We start from the raw sequence: 16,795 nt of genomic DNA on the forward strand, positions 1-16,795 counted from the left end.
CTTTCCCCAAATAAGAACAGCCCACGCAGAACGTGGGCGTCTTAACTTTGAAATTGGGGAAATTTAAAACTGGCGAGTTTCTATTACCAAATCAAAAGCTATTACGCTTTATATGTATATATTATAATTGTGTTTTTTTCTTATATTTTTTTATTTGTTTCAAATTTAAGCAAACTTTTAGAATGCTAAAACTTTGAGTTGTTATATTTAGTTTTTAATTTTCATCCAACTTTACTAACTATGTAAAATTTTGAAAACTTTAATTATCCTTTTATTTTGTTCATCAACTATTGTTTTATACTCTCCTAATAATTCTAAAAATTGAAACATTTGACTTTCATTTAAGCCTTTAGAAATATTTATATTTCTTGAAATTTGGTTAATATTATTTTCAACCTTTCTTCTGTCATTACCCATTTGGTTAAATAAATTTTCAATATGTTTTATCTCATTTATAGGTCTATTACCTTCAATTTTATTAACTATAAAATCTGTTAAAGTAGCTAATTCTTTATTAGCTTCTATCTTCCATTTACTTTTTAATTCATAGGTTATTCTAATTCCAATTCTTGTTTTTTTATCTAATTTTTCCATATTTTAGGTTTTTGAGTTCCGAAAAAAGCACTCTTACGGAGTAAGCAAATTTTGTGTTTTTAGTGAATTTGTTAAAATTTGTACGTACAAACACACATCTTGCACTCTATATTTTGATATAAATATTTACAGAAAACCACCAAATATGATTTATGATAATTTTCTAGAAATAGTCAATCACGGATAAAATTAATTTTTTAAGCAACTTGTAACAATTCTCTAAAAATATATTGTTATAAAATTATAATAACACATTTGTATAAAAGTATTTAGATATAATGCTATAAAAATATAATTGTATAAAGGTGTATGAGAAATAATAAAGCAAGTTGTATTTTAAGCTTGCTTTATTATTTCTCGTAAAACCAATTTTATTAAAAAATTCAAGGTTTAATTTTGATTAAATAATCATTGAAATCTTTATAATTATTATAAATTTTTCTCTTATCGATAGACTTATCTGGAAATAGTTCTAAAATTACATTAGTTGTTCTATTACCCTCTACATCATTATCTAGGAAGCAATAAATTGTCTTATGTTTTTTTAAAAAATCAATTCCTTTTTTTAGTTGAGAAGTAGAGTTTAAAATCAAAAAGTTCATTTCTGTCACTTCTGGGTAAAGTGTTTTGAAAGATAAAAAATCTATAAACCCTTCAAAAACGCAAACACTTTTTACATTTTTTTTGTAAAATGTTGTTATGTTTTTGTTTAGTAGAGTACCTTTAAATTTTGGGTGATTACTTCCGTTATAGTTCAACTCATAACCATCAGTATCATTAATAAAACCTACAGCTTTTCGTGGGTATTTTTCATAATATCCATAATCAACTTCAAGACAATATTTTTCCATTATTTTTTTTGAAATACCTCTTTTTATTAAATAATTTAATAAATGAAAATCTGTTAATTTTTGAGTATTCCAAATACAATTTTTAAGATTTACGCTTATAGTTTTTGATTTTCTGATAGCATTTGTTTTAACATTTGTCAAAAGACGACTTAGAACAGTTATATTTCCGCCTTTTCCAGAGCCATAATCAATAAATAAGTCTTTTTGGTAATCTACCTTGAAAGAAGCATTTTTTTCATCTCTTAATGGCGATAAATACATTCCATATGTACCGTAATTTTTAGTTGGGTGTATATTTTTTGTAGCCAAATAATCTTTTATATTGTTGTGAGACATTTTTACGAAGTTTAAAATGATGATTTATAAATTTTGAGACGTTTTTACGAAGTTTCAAAAAAATGCTAGTATTTTTTTAAAATTTTTCATTTTTAATTAATTTGTAAACTACTGATAATCAGTGATTTTTTTTCTTTCATTTTGTCTAAATACTAGGTTAATTGTTTTTTCTTAATAGGTTAACCTATTGTATGGTGTTTTTTAAACCCTCTAACTGCCTGAATTTTAGTTTTTTAAAAATTTTAGACAAGACGTTTTTACGAAGTTTTCCACTCAATTTTGAGATGTTTTTACGAGCTTATCGGGACGTTTTTACGAACTCTTATTTATTTTGACTTTATATTCTGGAAGAATAGTCGAAATCAGTAAGTTAGTAACATCATTTTTAGTTTTTTTCGAATTATTTGTTGAAAGTTCGTTTTTTAGTCTTTTAACTCGATTATAGAATTGTTCTGAATTTCCGCTGTCAATAATTTGTTCTGTTATCAACTGTGGTTGATTAGAATCATTAGAAGATAAAAAGACCTTTAAAAAATTAAAGATGAACATATCTCGATTACCTCTAATTTTGTTTTGATAATTTCTTTCTAATGCAACTGAATTATTGGTGTTAATAATTTTAAAGGATAAGTAGCAGTTAGTTTTTTGTTTGTTGATTTTGTAGTTAAATTCAACTTCACACTTATTTTTTAGCTCTTTATTTACAAGATTTATTTTTTTTCTTAAATCTGAAGTTCGTAGATATTTATTTTCAATTCCTATTATCTTTCTGAATTTAGACTCACTTATATTAAAACCACCTTTGTCACTAAATTGAATAAGTAGTTTATAGATTCTTTTAGAATAGATGCTTTTTAAGGAAATAAAATGTTTAAAATCTAATTTACTGTAACCGCCTTTTAAATAGGTTAAGAATTCAACTGTAAAGCCAGGGATTTCAATAATTACTTCTCTTTTGTTTTCTGTTTTTCTATACCCAGAAATGAAGTTCGTTATTGTTCTCTCAATTTTTTCGTGTTTAGGTATATTTTTTGAATAATCAATACTAGTATTTGAAAGTTTTTTTAAAGTGCTTTCAATAGATTTATAGTTTCTATTGATGTTTAAATACTTGAATTTGAGTTGTATTTTCTCTGATTTATATTCTTTGAACTCTTCAAAATGATTTATATGTTTAATTTGGTTAAGAATATGAAAAATAATATTTTCATCAAGACTTGTAAGTTCCTTATTAAAGGATGCGTAAATTATATGATTAGGATGATTTATGATTGTCTTCATTATCTCCTATTTTTATTTGTGTATGATAATGCAACTTTACTTAAATAGGCAGGTGCTAATTTCTTATTACTTAATAAATAAGTATTTAAATCATCAATGTCAAAATAAATACATTTTCCACCGGGTTTTGAATGCGTTATTTTTCCTGCTGATACAAGTTTGTATAAATAGCTTTCAGCAATCCCCGAATAAATAGATGCTTCGGGAATTGTTAAAACTCTTTTCTGTGATAATAGTAATTCTTCAATGTTATTTAATCTCTGGTCTAATGTTAAAACGTCCATATTTTAATTCGTTTAAAATTAATAATGAACAAGTGCACTTGTTTTCTTTTGTTGTTATCGATACAGCGAAAATCCAACAAAGGCAACTAAACCAAGGGGAAAAACATAAAAAACATATTTTACAGACCTTAATAATTACTAATTTTAATGTAGTTTTAGAAGCTTTTTATAAATAGGTGAATCTAATTTGGCTTTTGGAAATTTGGATTTGGCGGTACTAAATTCAGAAGCTTCTATTTTTTGACCATCATTATCAGAATATAAATGAGAAGAATATAAGGGTCTTAAGCTCTCATCCTTATTATTAAAGATACTTGTTTGTATGTATAGAAGTGTATTGCTGATTTGAATTTTACTATTAAAGCTAAAATAAAATTTTTCATCAAGACCTAATTTGTATAATTCATTATTGCTCATTTTTACCAATAGATAGATTAATGTTGATGTCGATTTAGATTTATTAAAATATCCAGATAATATAGATTCTAGTTTTTTAATTAATTCTTCATTTTCATAATGTGTAAAAATTTCTACTGTAGATTTATATTTTTTTACATTTAATCTCCTTTTTTGTTCTAAAACGGCTAGCTTAATAAATAAACATAGAAAATATATGATTATAAGTGAAAGAATAAGAAATCCCCATTTAAAAAGAGTGTATTCAGGCGATAGAAATAAAACAATATTGATGAAAATTAATATTAGTATTACTATTGAATTAAAGATAATAGGAAGTATAAGATACTTTTCAGATATGAATATTAATTTATCAGCTAGTTTATAATATTTTTTTTTCATAGTTTAAAATTTTAATATTGGTATTAAGTTAGCAGCTTCTTTCATTTTCTTATCAATAATTTTGGCGTATATCTCTGTGGTGCGTATTGCTTTATGTCCCAATCTTTTTGAAACCGTATAAATATCTGCTCCATTTTCCAATAATAAAACAGCATTGGTATGACGTGCCGAATGAAAAGTTATGTGCTTCGTAATTCCTGCATACATACACCATCTTAATAAGATGAAATTCATATGTGCGCTATAATGTAAATTAACAAAAACTCTTTCATTTTTACCTTTTCTTTCTCCAAGTAAATCTCTTGCTTGTTTAGAAATATATAAATATTCTACACCGTTTGTTTTCTTTTGAGCAAAAACCATTCTATAAATTTCGTTACCTTCTTTGTCTATTCCCTCATCTCTAATTTCACTCCAAATAAGTTTATTAATGTCACTCCATCTAGCTCCTGTTAAAATAGAAAACAAAAAAGCAGTTTTTAAAACAGGGATTCTACATTCTGTTTTGAATAAATCGGAAACTTCATCTAAAGTTAAATATTCTCTATGAGTTTCACCCATAGGAATGCTTTTAACCTTTCTTACAATGTTTTCTTTTAAATATCCTTCTTCAAATGCTGCTGATAAACAAGCTTTAAATTTATTGTAGTAAGTATGTTTTGTATTTTGAGAAAGGGGGTAACCAGACTTTGCAATCGCTTTTGTGTGTAGGAATTTTTGAAAATTTTTAACAAAATCAATATCTATTTCGTCAAATGTAATGTTAGTAGGACAAAATTTTTCGATATGTTTTTGAGCAGCTTCCCAATTATCATAATTTTTATCAGATTGATAACGTTCTTCTTTTTTAAGAATATAAAATTGAAGGAATTGCAGTTTGCTTTTACTTCTATCTTGAATTTTAAATTTACCTTGAAGGTATTCAGCTTTTCTAATACTAAAAATATTTTCTGCTAATTCAAGATTTTCTTTATTTTCTTTTTTCTCTTTTGAAGTAGAAGGAGCAAGGTGTAAGTATATTTTTAAATATTCCTGTCTTCTATTGTGGATTCTCTTTCCTTCAGTATTAATTGAACTTCCATTATAGTACTCAATAAATAAACTGATGTTGTCTTTTAATTTTTTTTGCTTTAATGTGATTTTCATAATAGGTGTACATTTGTACAGCTTTGTGAAAAATAAAATAGTGTAGCTGTACTTTAGGAGTACCAAAACTACTAACAAAGTGTTTCGAAAGGAAAGAAAATAAAATTACTTTTTATAAAAAGGCTGTTTGTCAGCTCTTTATAGTCTTTTGCTTTCCTTTGTTATCCCTCGTTACTTCCCTATACAAAAATTTCCAAAAATATGCCCTAATATATCTTTATCAACATCATATTCACCGGTAATATTACCTAGGTGACGTAAACATTCGCGAATATCAATAGAAAATAAGTCGGTAGAAATATCCAAATCGATACCTTCTTGTACAGAATTAATAGCGATTAAAGCATTGTTTAAAGCTTCAAAATGGCGGGAATTGGTTACAATCGTTTCATTATTGCTTAATGCACCAATATTTACCAAAGAAGTTAACTCATTTTTAAGTTCTTCAATTCCTGTTTTGTTTTTAGCAGAAAGTAGAATTAAATTCTCAATTTCAGATTGTAAAATAGACGAATCATGACAAGATAAGGTATCAATTTTATTGGCAATCACTAATAAACGTTTGTTTGGGAAACGAGTTTTTATGGTCTCTATTTCATGCAGAAACTCTTCACTAGCATAGGCATATTTATTAGAATCGATTAAGAAAATGATCAACTGTGCATTTTCCGCTTTCTCATATGCTTTTTTAATACCGATACTTTCTACTACATCTTCCGTTTCTCTAATTCCGGCAGTATCTATAAAACGGAAAGCAACACCATCAATAATCATTTCGTCCTCAATAGCATCTCTGGTAGTCCCTGCAATATCCGAAACAATGGCTTTCTCTTCATTTAAAAGTGTATTTAATAAAGTAGATTTTCCCACATTAGGTTCTCCAATAATGGCAACCGGAATTCCATGTTTCATAGCATTTCCAAAAGAAAAAGAATCAATCAAACGTTTTAAAACAAAGGTAATTTTAGAAACCAATTCTTTAAACTTGGTTCTGTCTGCAAATTCTACATCTTCACCAGAAAAATCTAGTTCTAACTCTATTAAGGCAGCAAAATCTAATAATTGAGCTCTTAGCTCTTTTAATTCATTGGTAATTCCACCACGCATTTGTTGTATGGCCATTTGATGACTCGCTGCAGAATTAGAAGCAATAACATCTGCTACTGCTTCTGCTTGACTTAAATCCATTTTTCCATTTAAAAAAGCGCGCATGGTAAATTCACCATTATCAGCCATTCTACAACCATTTTGTAAAAAAAGTTGAATAATTTCTTGTTGTATAAAACTAGAACCATGGCAAGAGATTTCTACAACATTTTCTCCTGTGTAGGAGCGAGGGTTCTTAAAAATTGAGACCAAAACTTCATCTATAATAATATCATTATAAATAATATGTCCTAAATGAATGGTATGTGTTTTCTGCTTTTTTAATGATTTTCCTGTTTTAATCGATTTAAAAAAAGCAGCAACAATATCAATAGACTTTTCTCCAGAAAGTCTAATTACAGAAATTGCGCCAACACCAGAAGGTGTTGCTAAAGCAATAATAGTATCATTTTGTATCATACTGCAAATATACATCGCTTAATTAAGTTGTATAAATCTTTTGTAACAAAACAAGAAATTCTGCGTCAAATTAGTAATAACTAACAAAAAAAAGTGATGAAAGAAGACAAACAATTATTAGTATTAACACATTTAAGTCAATTATTAGATTTTGTAACCGGTATTGGTGGTTTTATTGTGCCTTTAGTTTTGTGGTTAACTAAAAAGGATGAGATTTATGATATGGATATGCATGGAAAAGCAATTATAAATTTTAGAATTTCAATGTTTCTTTATATTCTAATTTGTATTCCGTTAATTTTATTTTTAGGATTAGGAGTTTTAGGATTAATTATAATTGGATTTTTCTACCTAATTTTTCCGATTATAAATGCCATAAAAGCAAGTAATAATGAAGAACCTAATTATCCTTTTAGTATAACTTTTATAAAATAGAAAAAGAAGAAAGTTTAGTAAAATCGCTCTTTTAGGGCGATTTTTTTGTTTTGAAGAATTAAAAAAGCAGCAACTTTATCTGGGAGTTCCTTTTAGGTCAGATTTTTTGCGTTCGCTTTTTTTTGTTCCTCAAAAAAAGAGTGTAGTGTTACGATTTAAAGTACATATTAAAATATGGGTAATCTTTGACGAGAGTAGGAATAAGTTTTATAAATTATCAGTTAGTTTTAAATATTTTTGATCATATCTTCATATTCATAAAAGAAAAGTTCAAATTTAGGCATCGTTTCAACAAAAAACTCAAAACAATCTCTCCAAGTGTTTTTGTTATGAATGCTAAACTTTCCTTCAAAAGGAACATAAATTCTATGAATTAATTTTCCATTATCTAATTCAAAAGAGTCATCAAAGATAACTTCTGGTAATTCTGTTTCTAATAATACCTTTAAAGATAACATTTGATCATAATAAAGCAAGTTGACCAATTCATCTGGATTTTCTATGTCTAAACAAACGGCTGCTTTTTTTCTATCTGCTAAAAATTTAAAAGCAAAACCTTTTATTTTTGTGTTATATAACAACCATTTCCTGGGAAAAGATTTTCCAAAACTTGTCCAAAATTCTTTTCGTAATTGTGCTGCTTCTTCTTTAGAGAACATTTTTTAGTTATCAGTTATCAGTTATCAGTTATCAGTTATCAGTTGTCAGTTTTCAGTTGGTGATTGTTAAAGGTTAATTTTACCCATGAATTTTAGCAGAATTACCACGTTCTTTCATCATTTCTGCTTCAAAAGCTAACAAAGCATTCCATTTTTTATCTACAATTTCTCGGTCTTGATATTCACGTGCAAATTGTAAAAAAGTTGAGTAGTGGTTTGCTTCAGAAATCATTAAATTTTTATAAAATTTAGACAACTCTTCATCTTCCATATTTTCAGAAAAAACCTTAAAACGTTCGCAACTTCTAGCTTCAATTAACGCAGCAACAAGTAAACGCTGAATTAGCGCATCTGTTCTGTCTTTTGTTTTATGAAAGAATTTTTGTAAACGAACAGCATAATCATTTTTTTGCTCTCTTCCTAAAACCATACCGCGTTTAACCATTAATAAATGAACCATTTTGAAATGTTGCATTTCTTCAATGGCAATATTGCTCATTTCTTTAACTAGTTCTGTTTCTTCAGAATAATTTATAATAATAGACACTGCATTAGAAGCTGCTTTTTGCTCTAAGAACGCATGGTCTGTAAGTATTTGTTGTAAATTATCTTTGGCAATTTCTGCCCAAGAAGTTTCGGTTTCGAATTGTAATCCTAACATTGTTTTGGTTTGAAAATGCAAAAGTAAAAAATATAAAGTCTTTATTGATAAAAGACTAACTATCTTTGACAAATATTTGAGTTTCAATAAAGAATAAAATATAGGTTTATAGTTAAAAAAAGCATGGCAAATAATATAAAAGATCAAGAAGACATTTTAGCAAAATTGAATATCTACGAATTAAACGAAATGCAAAATGAAGCAATTTCAGTTGTAGATAGTAATAGCAATACTATTATTCTTTCTCCAACAGGAACAGGGAAAACCTTGGCTTTTTTATTGCCAACACTTAAATTGATAGATCCAGAAAATAAAGATATTCAGGTACTAATTTTAGTTCCGTCTAGAGAATTGGCTATCCAAATAGAACAAGTAATCAGAGAAATGGGAACAGGGTTTAAGGTAAATGCTGTTTACGGTGGGCGCTCTATGGCTAAAGATAAAATAGAAATAAAGCATACACCTAGTATTTTAATAGGTACACCTGGAAGAATATCGGATCATTTTGCAAACGATCGTTTTTCTAAAGAGAGTATTAAAACATTAATTTTAGATGAATTTGACAAATCATTAGAAGTTGGTTTTGAGTATGAGATGAGAGGAATTATAAATCAGTTACCAAATATTAACAAACGTATTTTAACATCTGCAACACAAGATGCTGATGTTCCTGATTTTGTGAGGTTAAATAATCCTAAAATATTAAACTACTTAACGGGTAAAAAATCTAAAAAATTAGATATTAAAACCGTAGTTTCTCCAAATAAAAATAAGAATCAAACTTTATTAGACTTATTGCATAATATTGGTAATGAACCAGGAATTATTTTTTGTAATTTAAAAGATAGCATACAGCAAGTAAGTGATTTTTTAACGAAGAATAAAATAGCACATAGTTGTTTTTCTGGAGGGATGGAACAAAGAGATCGAGAACGTTCTTTAATAAAATTTAGAAATGGCTCTAGTCAAGTTTTAGTGGCAACAGATTTAGCCGCAAGAGGAATTGATATTCCAGAAATGAAATACATCATTCATTATGAGCTACCACAAAGAGAAGAAGAGTTTACTCATAGAAATGGTAGAACGGCTAGAGTAAATGCAAAAGGAACTGCTTATGTTTTAAAATGGCAAAAAGAACATTTACCAGATTTTATTAAAAATACTATTAATGCAGATGTTTCTAATAAACAGAAATTAAAACCTGTTTTTTGGGAAACCTTATTTATTTCTGGAGGGAGAAAAGATAAAATTTCTAAAGGAGATATTGCAGGTTTATTCTTTAAAAAAGGAAATTTAACCAAAGATCAATTAGGTATTATAGAATTAAAACAAGATTGTGCTTTTATTGCAGTACCTGTTTTGGAAGCGAAGCAATTAGTAGAAAACTTAAACAACACACGTTTAAAGAATAAAAAAGTAAGAATTTTTATTATATAAAGTTTTTTATGAAATAGATTAGTCTATAATTTTCTTTAAATTTATTCCGAAAAAAGAAAGAGCTTTTATTTCTTTTACACTTGCTAACCTTTCATTTCCAAGAACTAAAAGACCAACATTTGTTGCTTCTATGTGATATTGTTTGTTACTTTCAAAGAATAATACAAGCTCATCTGTAAAGAAGTTTCTAATTTTTTCTTCGTTTTTTCCTGATAAATAAAAACGTTTGCTAAAATCAGGATGAGCTTTGATATCAATGTCTTTATAACCTGCAAAATGATAGATGTATTCAAAAATACCTTCTCTATCTAAAGTGAAATCAGGAAGATCTATTTGGGTATGAATAAGCAACATCGTTGCTTTAATTACTTGTTTTGCAATCATTTCTCCTTCAGATAATTGTACATCAAAAATAATACAGTTATCATTAGAAAGTACATTAGAAACTTTGTTTATTTTTCTGTTTTTAAAATACCCAAAATTGGGTAAAACGTTAATTTTATCAGCATAAAAAGCATCATATTTCCAATGCATTTCGTTGCTTATTTTTTGTATTGAATTTTGCCTTTTGGTTAAAACTCCTTTTTTAGGAATAATTTGTTTCGGAATAATTTTACGTAAAGCAAAAGGATGATCACTCACTGATTTTGAATCATCTAAGCCAATAATTTCAAAATGACCTCCTTTTCTTTCAAAAGTTTCTGTATAATTATTCATGTTTTCCATTACAGAATCATCTACAAAATCACATAAAGAAAAATCGATAATGGCTTCTTGATTTTCGGGTATTTGATCTAATTTGGTTTTTAGTTTAATATAGTTTAAAAAACTAGAAAAATTTTTGACACTAACATAGTATTTGTCATCTTCTTTAAACATTAAAACATTTGGTTTTAATACGTTTTTAAAAAATAATGATGCATTTTTAGTGATAATTATATGTATGATAAACGTGATAATTATTCCTGTTAAAATACCTATTATTAAGCTTGTTGCAATTGTGGTGAATAAAGTAATTAAGAAAATTATTAATTGTTCTTTACCTACTTTAAATACTTTACGGATATTTTCTGGAGACGCTAATTTATAACCTGTGTACACTAAAATTGCAGCCAAAGCTGGAAGTGGAATTTTACGTAATTCTGTAGCAAATAGTAAAATAAATAGCACTATAAACCCTGCATGAAAAAAGTTTGAAGATCTATTGGTACCATTATTATTAACATTAACAGAACTTCTAGCAATAACAGCTACAACATTTAATCCTCCTAAAAAACCACTTATAACTGTTGCTATTCCTAAAGCTTTAATATCCTTATTAATATTAGAGCGTCTTTTTAAAGGATCTAACTTATCAACGGCTTTAATACTTAAAAGGCTTTCTATACTTGCTATTAAGGTTATTGCAATTACAGCATTTATAAATTCCATTTCATACGATTTACTAAAATCAGGAAAGGCAAAATTTGATAAAACATCGTTGGGTAAAGAAATTAATAAACTTTTATCGATAGGGTAGTTTGCTGCTGAAATTAAATCGTAATAATAATACATACCAACACTTATAACAACAATCCACATAGGAGCAGGAATTAATTGGAAATATCGATTTCTAATTTTGCTGTAAAAGATCATTATTAGTAAACTTCCTATTCCAACTAAACCAGCATAAAATATGCTTGAATTGTCTGTGTTAAAGAGATTTATAATTCCTTCGGGTGCATCTAAAAGCAACTCAATAATACTTCCTTTTGCATCAGTATCTCCTAGCATTACATGAATTTGTTTGGCAAAAATACCAATACCAATTGCAGCTAACATTCCTTGAATTGCTGAAGAAGGAAAAAAATCTCCCAATGATCCCATTCTTAGAAAACCAAGAATAATTAATAAGACTCCAGAAATAACAATTGCCGCAAGTGTGTATAAAAAACCTTGTTGCATATCTCCATTTCCTAGTGTAGTAATTGCGGCTAGAATTACAACTACTAAACCATTTCCTGGTCCTGTAATTGTAACATTAGAGCCACCAATAATAGAAACAATAAATCCGCCAACAATTGCAGAAATTACTCCAGAAATTGGAGGTGCACCAGAAGCTAAAGCCAATCCTAATCCTAAAGGAAGTGCAATTAAAGAAACAACAAAACCCGCAAAAAGGTTTTTAGGGACTTCGTTTAAAAATGTTTTGTAAGGGGATTTTTTTACCATTTGCTATTTTACAATTAAAACATCGGTTGGTAATCCAGATAAAATATATTCGATATCATGTGGGAAAATTCTGTCTAATAAATTTGATTTTTTTGGAGCATTCATAACTAATAAATCGGCTCTTTTAATTTTTGCATAATGACCTATAGAATATCCTCTTTTCCCAAAAATACTTTGAATTTTTACTGTTAAACTGTTACAATCAATTTCTTTTAAGATGTTTTGTACACGAGTATCTTCTCTCTTTTTTATACGATCTTTTGCAATATTTGCTTTTCGTAAACTTAAATCATCATTAACTTTAATTTGAATTTCTGCTTGACTGATTTCTTCTACAATCGTAATTTTATTACAATTTAAACTTTTAGAAACCATAAAAGCAGACTTGATAGTTTCTTCAGTTCTATCATCTTTTAAACCATTAACAACAATGTGTTTACATGGAACTCTTTTTACCGAAGGCTTTATTAAAAGTAAAACGGAACAAGGAGCATTTCTTGTAATTTTTCTAGCAATAGAACCTACATAATATTTATAGAGATTTTCTTTTTGTAAAGCACCTAAAATTAATAAGTCAATTGTTTCTTTACTACAAGTTTGTAAAATAACATTTACAGGTTTACCCTCTTGCCAAATTGTTTTTAAAGGTTTTTTTAAATCATCTGTTTCAGATAAAAGTAAATTTAGTTTAGAAGTTTTTTCTTCTGTTTTTTTTCCTACATGAACCCCAACTAACTCAGCATTAAACATATTAGCTAATCTTATAGCTTCAAATAAGTTTGGTTTTAAGTTTTGAGAAAATGCAATACCTATTAAAATTTTATTAACTTTTAGCAAGAAACCTTTTATATTTGAGTTATAGGCACAAGGTAAGGAACTTTAGAAGAAAGAAAAAAACTATAAAATTATTTTTCTGAAACAAAAACATCCTTAAATTTACTTTTAATATAGTTTAATATATTTTATGTTAGAATTAGCAGGAATTATCATTTTAGGAATATTAGCACAATGGGTTGCATGGAAATTTAAAATTCCTGCTATTTTACCCTTAATCTTAATCGGACTATTAGTAGGCCCCATAGCAGCAGAGTTTTTAAGTGAAGATGGAACAAAGTGGATTGAACCGATTTGGAATGGTCAAAAAGGACTTTTTCCTGGAGATGCACTGTATTATTTTGTTTCATTAGCAATTAGTATTATTCTTTTTGAAGGAGGATTGACCTTAAAAAGAAATGAAATTAAAAATGTTGGCCCTGTTATTACAAAATTAATAACCCTTGGTTCTGCCATTACCTTTTTTGGAGCAGGAATTGTAGCTCACTATGTTTTTAATTTAGGATGGGAACTTTCTTTTCTTTTTTCAGGATTAATTATAGTTACGGGACCAACTGTTATAACTCCAATTTTAAGAAATATTCCCTTAAAAAAAGACGTCTCAACAGTTTTAAAATGGGAAGGTATTTTAATTGATCCAATAGGAGCTTTAGTAGCTGTTTTGGTCTTTGAGTTTATAAGTGTTGATGGTGGAAGTGGTTTTACAAAAACGGCTTTAATGGAGTTTGGTAAAATTTTACTTTTTGGAGCTTCTTTTGGTTTTACTTTTGCACATGCTTTGGCTTATGCTATTAATAAAAAATTAATTCCTCATTACTTATTAAATGTTGTTTCATTATCAGCAGTCCTATTGGTTTTTGTTCTTTCAGAAATGTTTGCACATGAGTCTGGTTTATTAGCTGTTGTAGTAATGGGAATGGTTTTAGGAAATGGAAAATTAGCAAACTTAAAAGAGTTATTATATTTTAAAGAATCTTTAAGCGTACTGTTAATATCTATTTTATTTATTTTACTTTCTGCAAATATTAATATAGAAGATTTACTATTATTATATACTTGGAAAACGGCAGCACTTTTTGCAATTGTAGTTTTTATAATTAGACCTTTAGCCGTTTTTGCTAGTACAAGAAATTCTAACTTAAAATTAAATGAAAAATTATTTATAAGTTGGGTAGGACCTCGAGGTATAGTTGCAGCAGGTATTGCTTCTTTATTTGGTAGTAAATTAATAAAACAAGGAGTAGAAGGGGCAGAGTATATTACTCCGTTAGTATTTATGATTGTTTTAGGAACAGTACTTTTAAATGCTACCACAGCAAGATTGTTTGCTAAAATGGTAGGTGTTTTTCTAAAAAGTTCTAATGCTATTTTAATTATAGGAGCTTCTAACCCTGCAAGAATAATTGCTAATTATTTAAAAGAGAAAGGTAAAAGAGTTGTATTAATAGATTCTAATAAAAAGTTTATAGAAACAGCTTTAGAAAATGGTTTAGAAGCTTTTACAGTTAATATTTATGATGATGATTTAACCGATAATATAGAGTTAAATGATGTTGGATATTTGTTAGCAATGACAGGAAGTGAAGCCGTAAATGAATATGCTATTAATAGTTTTTCTAAATCTTTTGGAGAACATGGAGCATATAGATTAGCTACTTCTAAAGAAATAAGAAGTACAGATTCAGTTAATAATAATCACTTATTTACACCTAAAGATGACTATATAAACTTAAGTGAAGCTTTTAGAGATAGTCCTAAAATTTACGAGGTTGAAATAGCTAATGAAGAAGAATATAATAAAATGTTTTCTAAGTTGTTTAATGAATTAAAATCGGTTCCTTTATTTGTTAAAAAAGACGAAGAACTATATTTTATTTCAGAATTTGAAAAAAGTGAGAAAACCAAGGAGAATTGTAAGCTAATTTATTTAGGGAAAAATATATAAGGAAATTATAATTCGAGTTCAAAAGTTTGACATAATTTTTCTAAAAGCGGATTTTTCTTAACCAATAACTTGTATTTTCCTGTATTTCCGTATGCTTTTTTTACTTCAATTGTTTCGTCAATTTTAATTGAAACACTAACAGCATAATTGTTTAAAGATTCTCTAAGAAAGGTTAAAAATTTATGTTTCCCTTCATTAAAATGATCTTCAATCAAAGTACTGGGTAAATTTAATAGAACGGTAAAGTTATTTCCTAATCTTGGAGTACTAACTCCTAAGGCAGTTGCCATATTGTTTTCACCTTTCTTAATCATTTTTTGATGATATTCTTTCCAGAATTTTAATAATTCTTTTTCTGTAAAAACAGTTTTAGGATGATTGTCATAATTCTCTTCTAATACAACTTTCTTGGTTTCTTTTTTTTGCTGAAGACTTTTTAGAGAAAGTGTAGAACGGCGCTTTTCTGCAAATTTTAAAATGGGCTTTGCTAGTTTCGGTTTTTCTAAAACAGGAGTGTTTTTTATAGGAGCTTTTTTTTGTATTTGTACAGGTTTTATTATTTGTTTTGCAACCGGAGAAAGTGCTTGGAAAAAAGTAGCAGGAATTATGTAGTTAGCTGACTTTTTTTTTTCTCCATCAAAAGTGATAGAGGCAATTTGCATTAATGATAATTCCACCAGCAATCGTTGATTTTTACTAGCTCTGTAATTTAAATCGCAATCATTGGCTTTGTTAATGGCCTGCATTAAGAATGGAATACTTGCTTTACTAGCTTGCTCTAAATATTTCTTTTTAGCAGCATCACCAACTTCTAATAATTCTAAAGTAGCTTTGTCTTTGGCTACTAATAAGTCTCTAAAATGACTTGCAAGACCATTTATAAAATGATGACCTTCAAACCCTTTTCCTAAAACAGTGTTAAAGGCATTTAGTACATCTGGAATTTTGTTGTTTAACAACAAATCAGTCATATTAAAATACGTTTCATAATCTAAAACGTTTAAGTTTTCAGTTACCGCTTCTCTTGTTAAATTTTTTCCAGAAAAACTAACCACTCTGTCAAAAATAGATAAAGCATCACGCATCGCTCCATCAGCTTTTTGAGCAATTATGTGCAAAGCATCATCTTCCGCAGTTATATTCTCTTTTTCGCAAATTACTTTTAAGTAATTTTTTGCATCTAAAACACCTATTCTTTTAAAATCAAAAATTTGACAACGAGATAAAATTGTTGGAATAATTTTATGCTTTTCTGTAGTTGCTAAAATAAAAATAGCATGAGCAGGCGGTTCTTCTAATGTTTTTAAAAAGGCATTAAAAGCAGCTTGAGATAACATGTGAACCTCATCTATAATGTATACTTTGTATTTTCCTGTTTGTGGCGGAATACGAACTTGATCAGTTAAACTTCTAATATCATCTACAGAGTTGTTAGAAGCAGCATCTAGTTCAAAAATATTAAAAGCAAAATCTTCATCTTCGGAAAGTTCTGCATCTTGCTGATTAATTTTTTTTGCTAAAATTCTTGCACAAGATGTTTTACCAACACCACGCGGTCCTGTAAATAATAAGGCCTGTGCCAAATGGTTGTTTTTAATAGCATTTTCTAACGTATTTGTAATGGCTTGTTGCCCAACGACATCCTCGAAATTATGAGGACGGTATTTACGTGCAGAAACTATAAAATGCTCCATTTAATTGTTTAAATTTAAATAACAAAAGTAAGTATCTAAGTAAGATTTTACAACTTTCATTCT

General features: G+C 27.8%; 15 protein-coding genes. 3 read left to right on the forward strand and 12 right to left on the reverse strand.

The window, feature by feature from the left end:
- Positions 1-234: 234 nt before the first annotated feature.
- The 7 genes from MC378_RS03870 to mnmE all read right to left on the reverse strand — a co-directional run bounded on the left by MC378_RS03870 (position 235) and on the right by mnmE (position 6,856).
- Entirely contained in the window at positions 235-594 is a 360-nt protein-coding gene (locus MC378_RS03870; protein ID WP_242177409.1) for a hypothetical protein, read from the reverse strand.
- Positions 595-977: 383 nt separating this feature from the next.
- Positions 978-1,781, reverse strand: a complete 804-nt coding sequence (locus MC378_RS03875; RefSeq protein ID WP_242177410.1) for a toprim domain-containing protein — start codon at positions 1,779-1,781, stop codon at positions 978-980.
- Between the two features lie 312 nt (positions 1,782-2,093).
- Complete coding sequence (locus tag MC378_RS03880) at positions 2,094-3,062, reverse strand: replication initiation protein (protein ID WP_242177411.1); 969 nt, start codon at positions 3,060-3,062, stop codon at positions 2,094-2,096.
- On the reverse strand, positions 3,062-3,346 hold the full coding sequence (locus MC378_RS03885; RefSeq protein ID WP_242177412.1) for a helix-turn-helix transcriptional regulator: 285 nt from the start codon (positions 3,344-3,346) through the stop codon (positions 3,062-3,064). The genes MC378_RS03880 and MC378_RS03885 overlap by 1 nt, the downstream gene beginning before the upstream one ends.
- Positions 3,347-3,490: 144 nt before the next feature.
- Complete coding sequence (locus MC378_RS03890; RefSeq protein ID WP_242177413.1) at positions 3,491-4,144, reverse strand: hypothetical protein; 654 nt, start codon at positions 4,142-4,144, stop codon at positions 3,491-3,493.
- 3 nt (positions 4,145-4,147) lie between these two features.
- Entirely contained in the window at positions 4,148-5,290 is a 1,143-nt protein-coding gene (locus MC378_RS03895; protein WP_242177414.1) for a tyrosine-type recombinase/integrase, read from the reverse strand.
- 171 nt (positions 5,291-5,461) lie between these two features.
- Entirely contained in the window at positions 5,462-6,856 is a 1,395-nt protein-coding gene (gene mnmE / locus MC378_RS03900) for a tRNA uridine-5-carboxymethylaminomethyl(34) synthesis GTPase MnmE (protein ID WP_242177656.1), read from the reverse strand.
- 96 nt (positions 6,857-6,952) lie between these two features.
- Between mnmE and MC378_RS03905 the strand changes: the two genes are divergently transcribed.
- A complete protein-coding gene (locus MC378_RS03905) occupies positions 6,953-7,291 on the forward strand; it encodes a DUF4870 domain-containing protein (RefSeq protein ID WP_242177415.1) in 339 nt (112 codons plus the stop codon).
- 227 nt (positions 7,292-7,518) lie between these two features.
- On the opposite strand, the gene MC378_RS03910 is transcribed toward MC378_RS03905, so the two are convergent.
- Both MC378_RS03910 and MC378_RS03915 read right to left on the reverse strand, forming a co-directional pair.
- Positions 7,519-7,950: a DUF4268 domain-containing protein gene (locus MC378_RS03910; RefSeq protein WP_242177416.1), complete on the reverse strand. Its 432-nt coding sequence runs from the start codon at positions 7,948-7,950 to the stop codon at positions 7,519-7,521.
- A 79-nt stretch (positions 7,951-8,029) separates the two neighbouring features.
- Positions 8,030-8,611, reverse strand: a complete 582-nt coding sequence (locus MC378_RS03915) for a MiaE family protein (protein WP_242177417.1) — start codon at positions 8,609-8,611, stop codon at positions 8,030-8,032.
- Positions 8,612-8,734: 123 nt separating this feature from the next.
- Between MC378_RS03915 and MC378_RS03920 the strand changes: the two genes are divergently transcribed.
- Entirely contained in the window at positions 8,735-10,048 is a 1,314-nt protein-coding gene (locus MC378_RS03920; RefSeq protein ID WP_242177418.1) for a DEAD/DEAH box helicase, read from the forward strand.
- A gap of 18 nt (positions 10,049-10,066) precedes the next feature.
- Here the strand turns inward: MC378_RS03920 and MC378_RS03925 are convergent, their stop codons facing one another.
- Both MC378_RS03925 and MC378_RS03930 read right to left on the reverse strand, forming a co-directional pair.
- Positions 10,067-12,259 carry a SulP family inorganic anion transporter gene (locus tag MC378_RS03925; RefSeq protein WP_242177419.1) on the reverse strand — a complete coding sequence of 731 codons (2,193 nt, stop codon included), beginning with the start codon at positions 12,257-12,259 and terminating at the stop codon, positions 10,067-10,069.
- A gap of 3 nt (positions 12,260-12,262) precedes the next feature.
- Positions 12,263-13,096 carry a universal stress protein gene (locus MC378_RS03930; protein ID WP_242177420.1) on the reverse strand — a complete coding sequence of 278 codons (834 nt, stop codon included), beginning with the start codon at positions 13,094-13,096 and terminating at the stop codon, positions 12,263-12,265.
- A gap of 127 nt (positions 13,097-13,223) precedes the next feature.
- Between MC378_RS03930 and MC378_RS03935 the strand changes: the two genes are divergently transcribed.
- Positions 13,224-15,038: a cation:proton antiporter gene (locus MC378_RS03935; RefSeq protein ID WP_242177421.1), complete on the forward strand. Its 1,815-nt coding sequence runs from the start codon at positions 13,224-13,226 to the stop codon at positions 15,036-15,038.
- A 5-nt stretch (positions 15,039-15,043) separates the two neighbouring features.
- Here the strand turns inward: MC378_RS03935 and dnaX are convergent, their stop codons facing one another.
- A complete protein-coding gene (dnaX, locus tag MC378_RS03940) occupies positions 15,044-16,732 on the reverse strand; it encodes a DNA polymerase III subunit gamma/tau (RefSeq protein ID WP_242177422.1) in 1,689 nt (562 codons plus the stop codon).
- Positions 16,733-16,795: the final 63 nt, after the last annotated feature.

Origin of the sequence: Polaribacter marinus (assembly GCF_022662535.1) — a bacterium.
Taxonomy (GTDB): Bacteria; Bacteroidota; Bacteroidia; order Flavobacteriales; family Flavobacteriaceae; genus Polaribacter; species Polaribacter marinus.

What these genes read in the sequence shown, in the direction of transcription:
- MC378_RS03870 (WP_242177409.1), bottom strand. Translation starts at nt 594, where the DNA reads ATGGAAAAATTAGATAAAAAAACAAGAATTGGAATTAGAATAACCTAT.
- MC378_RS03875 (WP_242177410.1), bottom strand. Translation starts at nt 1,781, where the DNA reads ATGTCTCACAACAATATAAAAGATTATTTGGCTACAAAAAATATACAC.
- MC378_RS03880 (WP_242177411.1), bottom strand. Translation starts at nt 3,062, where the DNA reads ATGAAGACAATCATAAATCATCCTAATCATATAATTTACGCATCCTTT.
- MC378_RS03885 (WP_242177412.1), bottom strand. Translation starts at nt 3,346, where the DNA reads ATGGACGTTTTAACATTAGACCAGAGATTAAATAACATTGAAGAATTA.
- MC378_RS03890 (WP_242177413.1), bottom strand. Translation starts at nt 4,144, where the DNA reads ATGAAAAAAAAATATTATAAACTAGCTGATAAATTAATATTCATATCT.
- MC378_RS03895 (WP_242177414.1), bottom strand. Translation starts at nt 5,290, where the DNA reads ATGAAAATCACATTAAAGCAAAAAAAATTAAAAGACAACATCAGTTTA.
- mnmE (WP_242177656.1), bottom strand. Translation starts at nt 6,856, where the DNA reads ATGATACAAAATGATACTATTATTGCTTTAGCAACACCTTCTGGTGTT.
- MC378_RS03905 (WP_242177415.1), top strand. Translation starts at nt 6,953, where the DNA reads ATGAAAGAAGACAAACAATTATTAGTATTAACACATTTAAGTCAATTA.
- MC378_RS03910 (WP_242177416.1), bottom strand. Translation starts at nt 7,950, where the DNA reads ATGTTCTCTAAAGAAGAAGCAGCACAATTACGAAAAGAATTTTGGACA.
- MC378_RS03915 (WP_242177417.1), bottom strand. Translation starts at nt 8,611, where the DNA reads ATGTTAGGATTACAATTCGAAACCGAAACTTCTTGGGCAGAAATTGCC.
- MC378_RS03920 (WP_242177418.1), top strand. Translation starts at nt 8,735, where the DNA reads ATGGCAAATAATATAAAAGATCAAGAAGACATTTTAGCAAAATTGAAT.
- MC378_RS03925 (WP_242177419.1), bottom strand. Translation starts at nt 12,259, where the DNA reads ATGGTAAAAAAATCCCCTTACAAAACATTTTTAAACGAAGTCCCTAAA.
- MC378_RS03935 (WP_242177421.1), top strand. Translation starts at nt 13,224, where the DNA reads ATGTTAGAATTAGCAGGAATTATCATTTTAGGAATATTAGCACAATGG.
- dnaX (WP_242177422.1), bottom strand. Translation starts at nt 16,732, where the DNA reads ATGGAGCATTTTATAGTTTCTGCACGTAAATACCGTCCTCATAATTTC.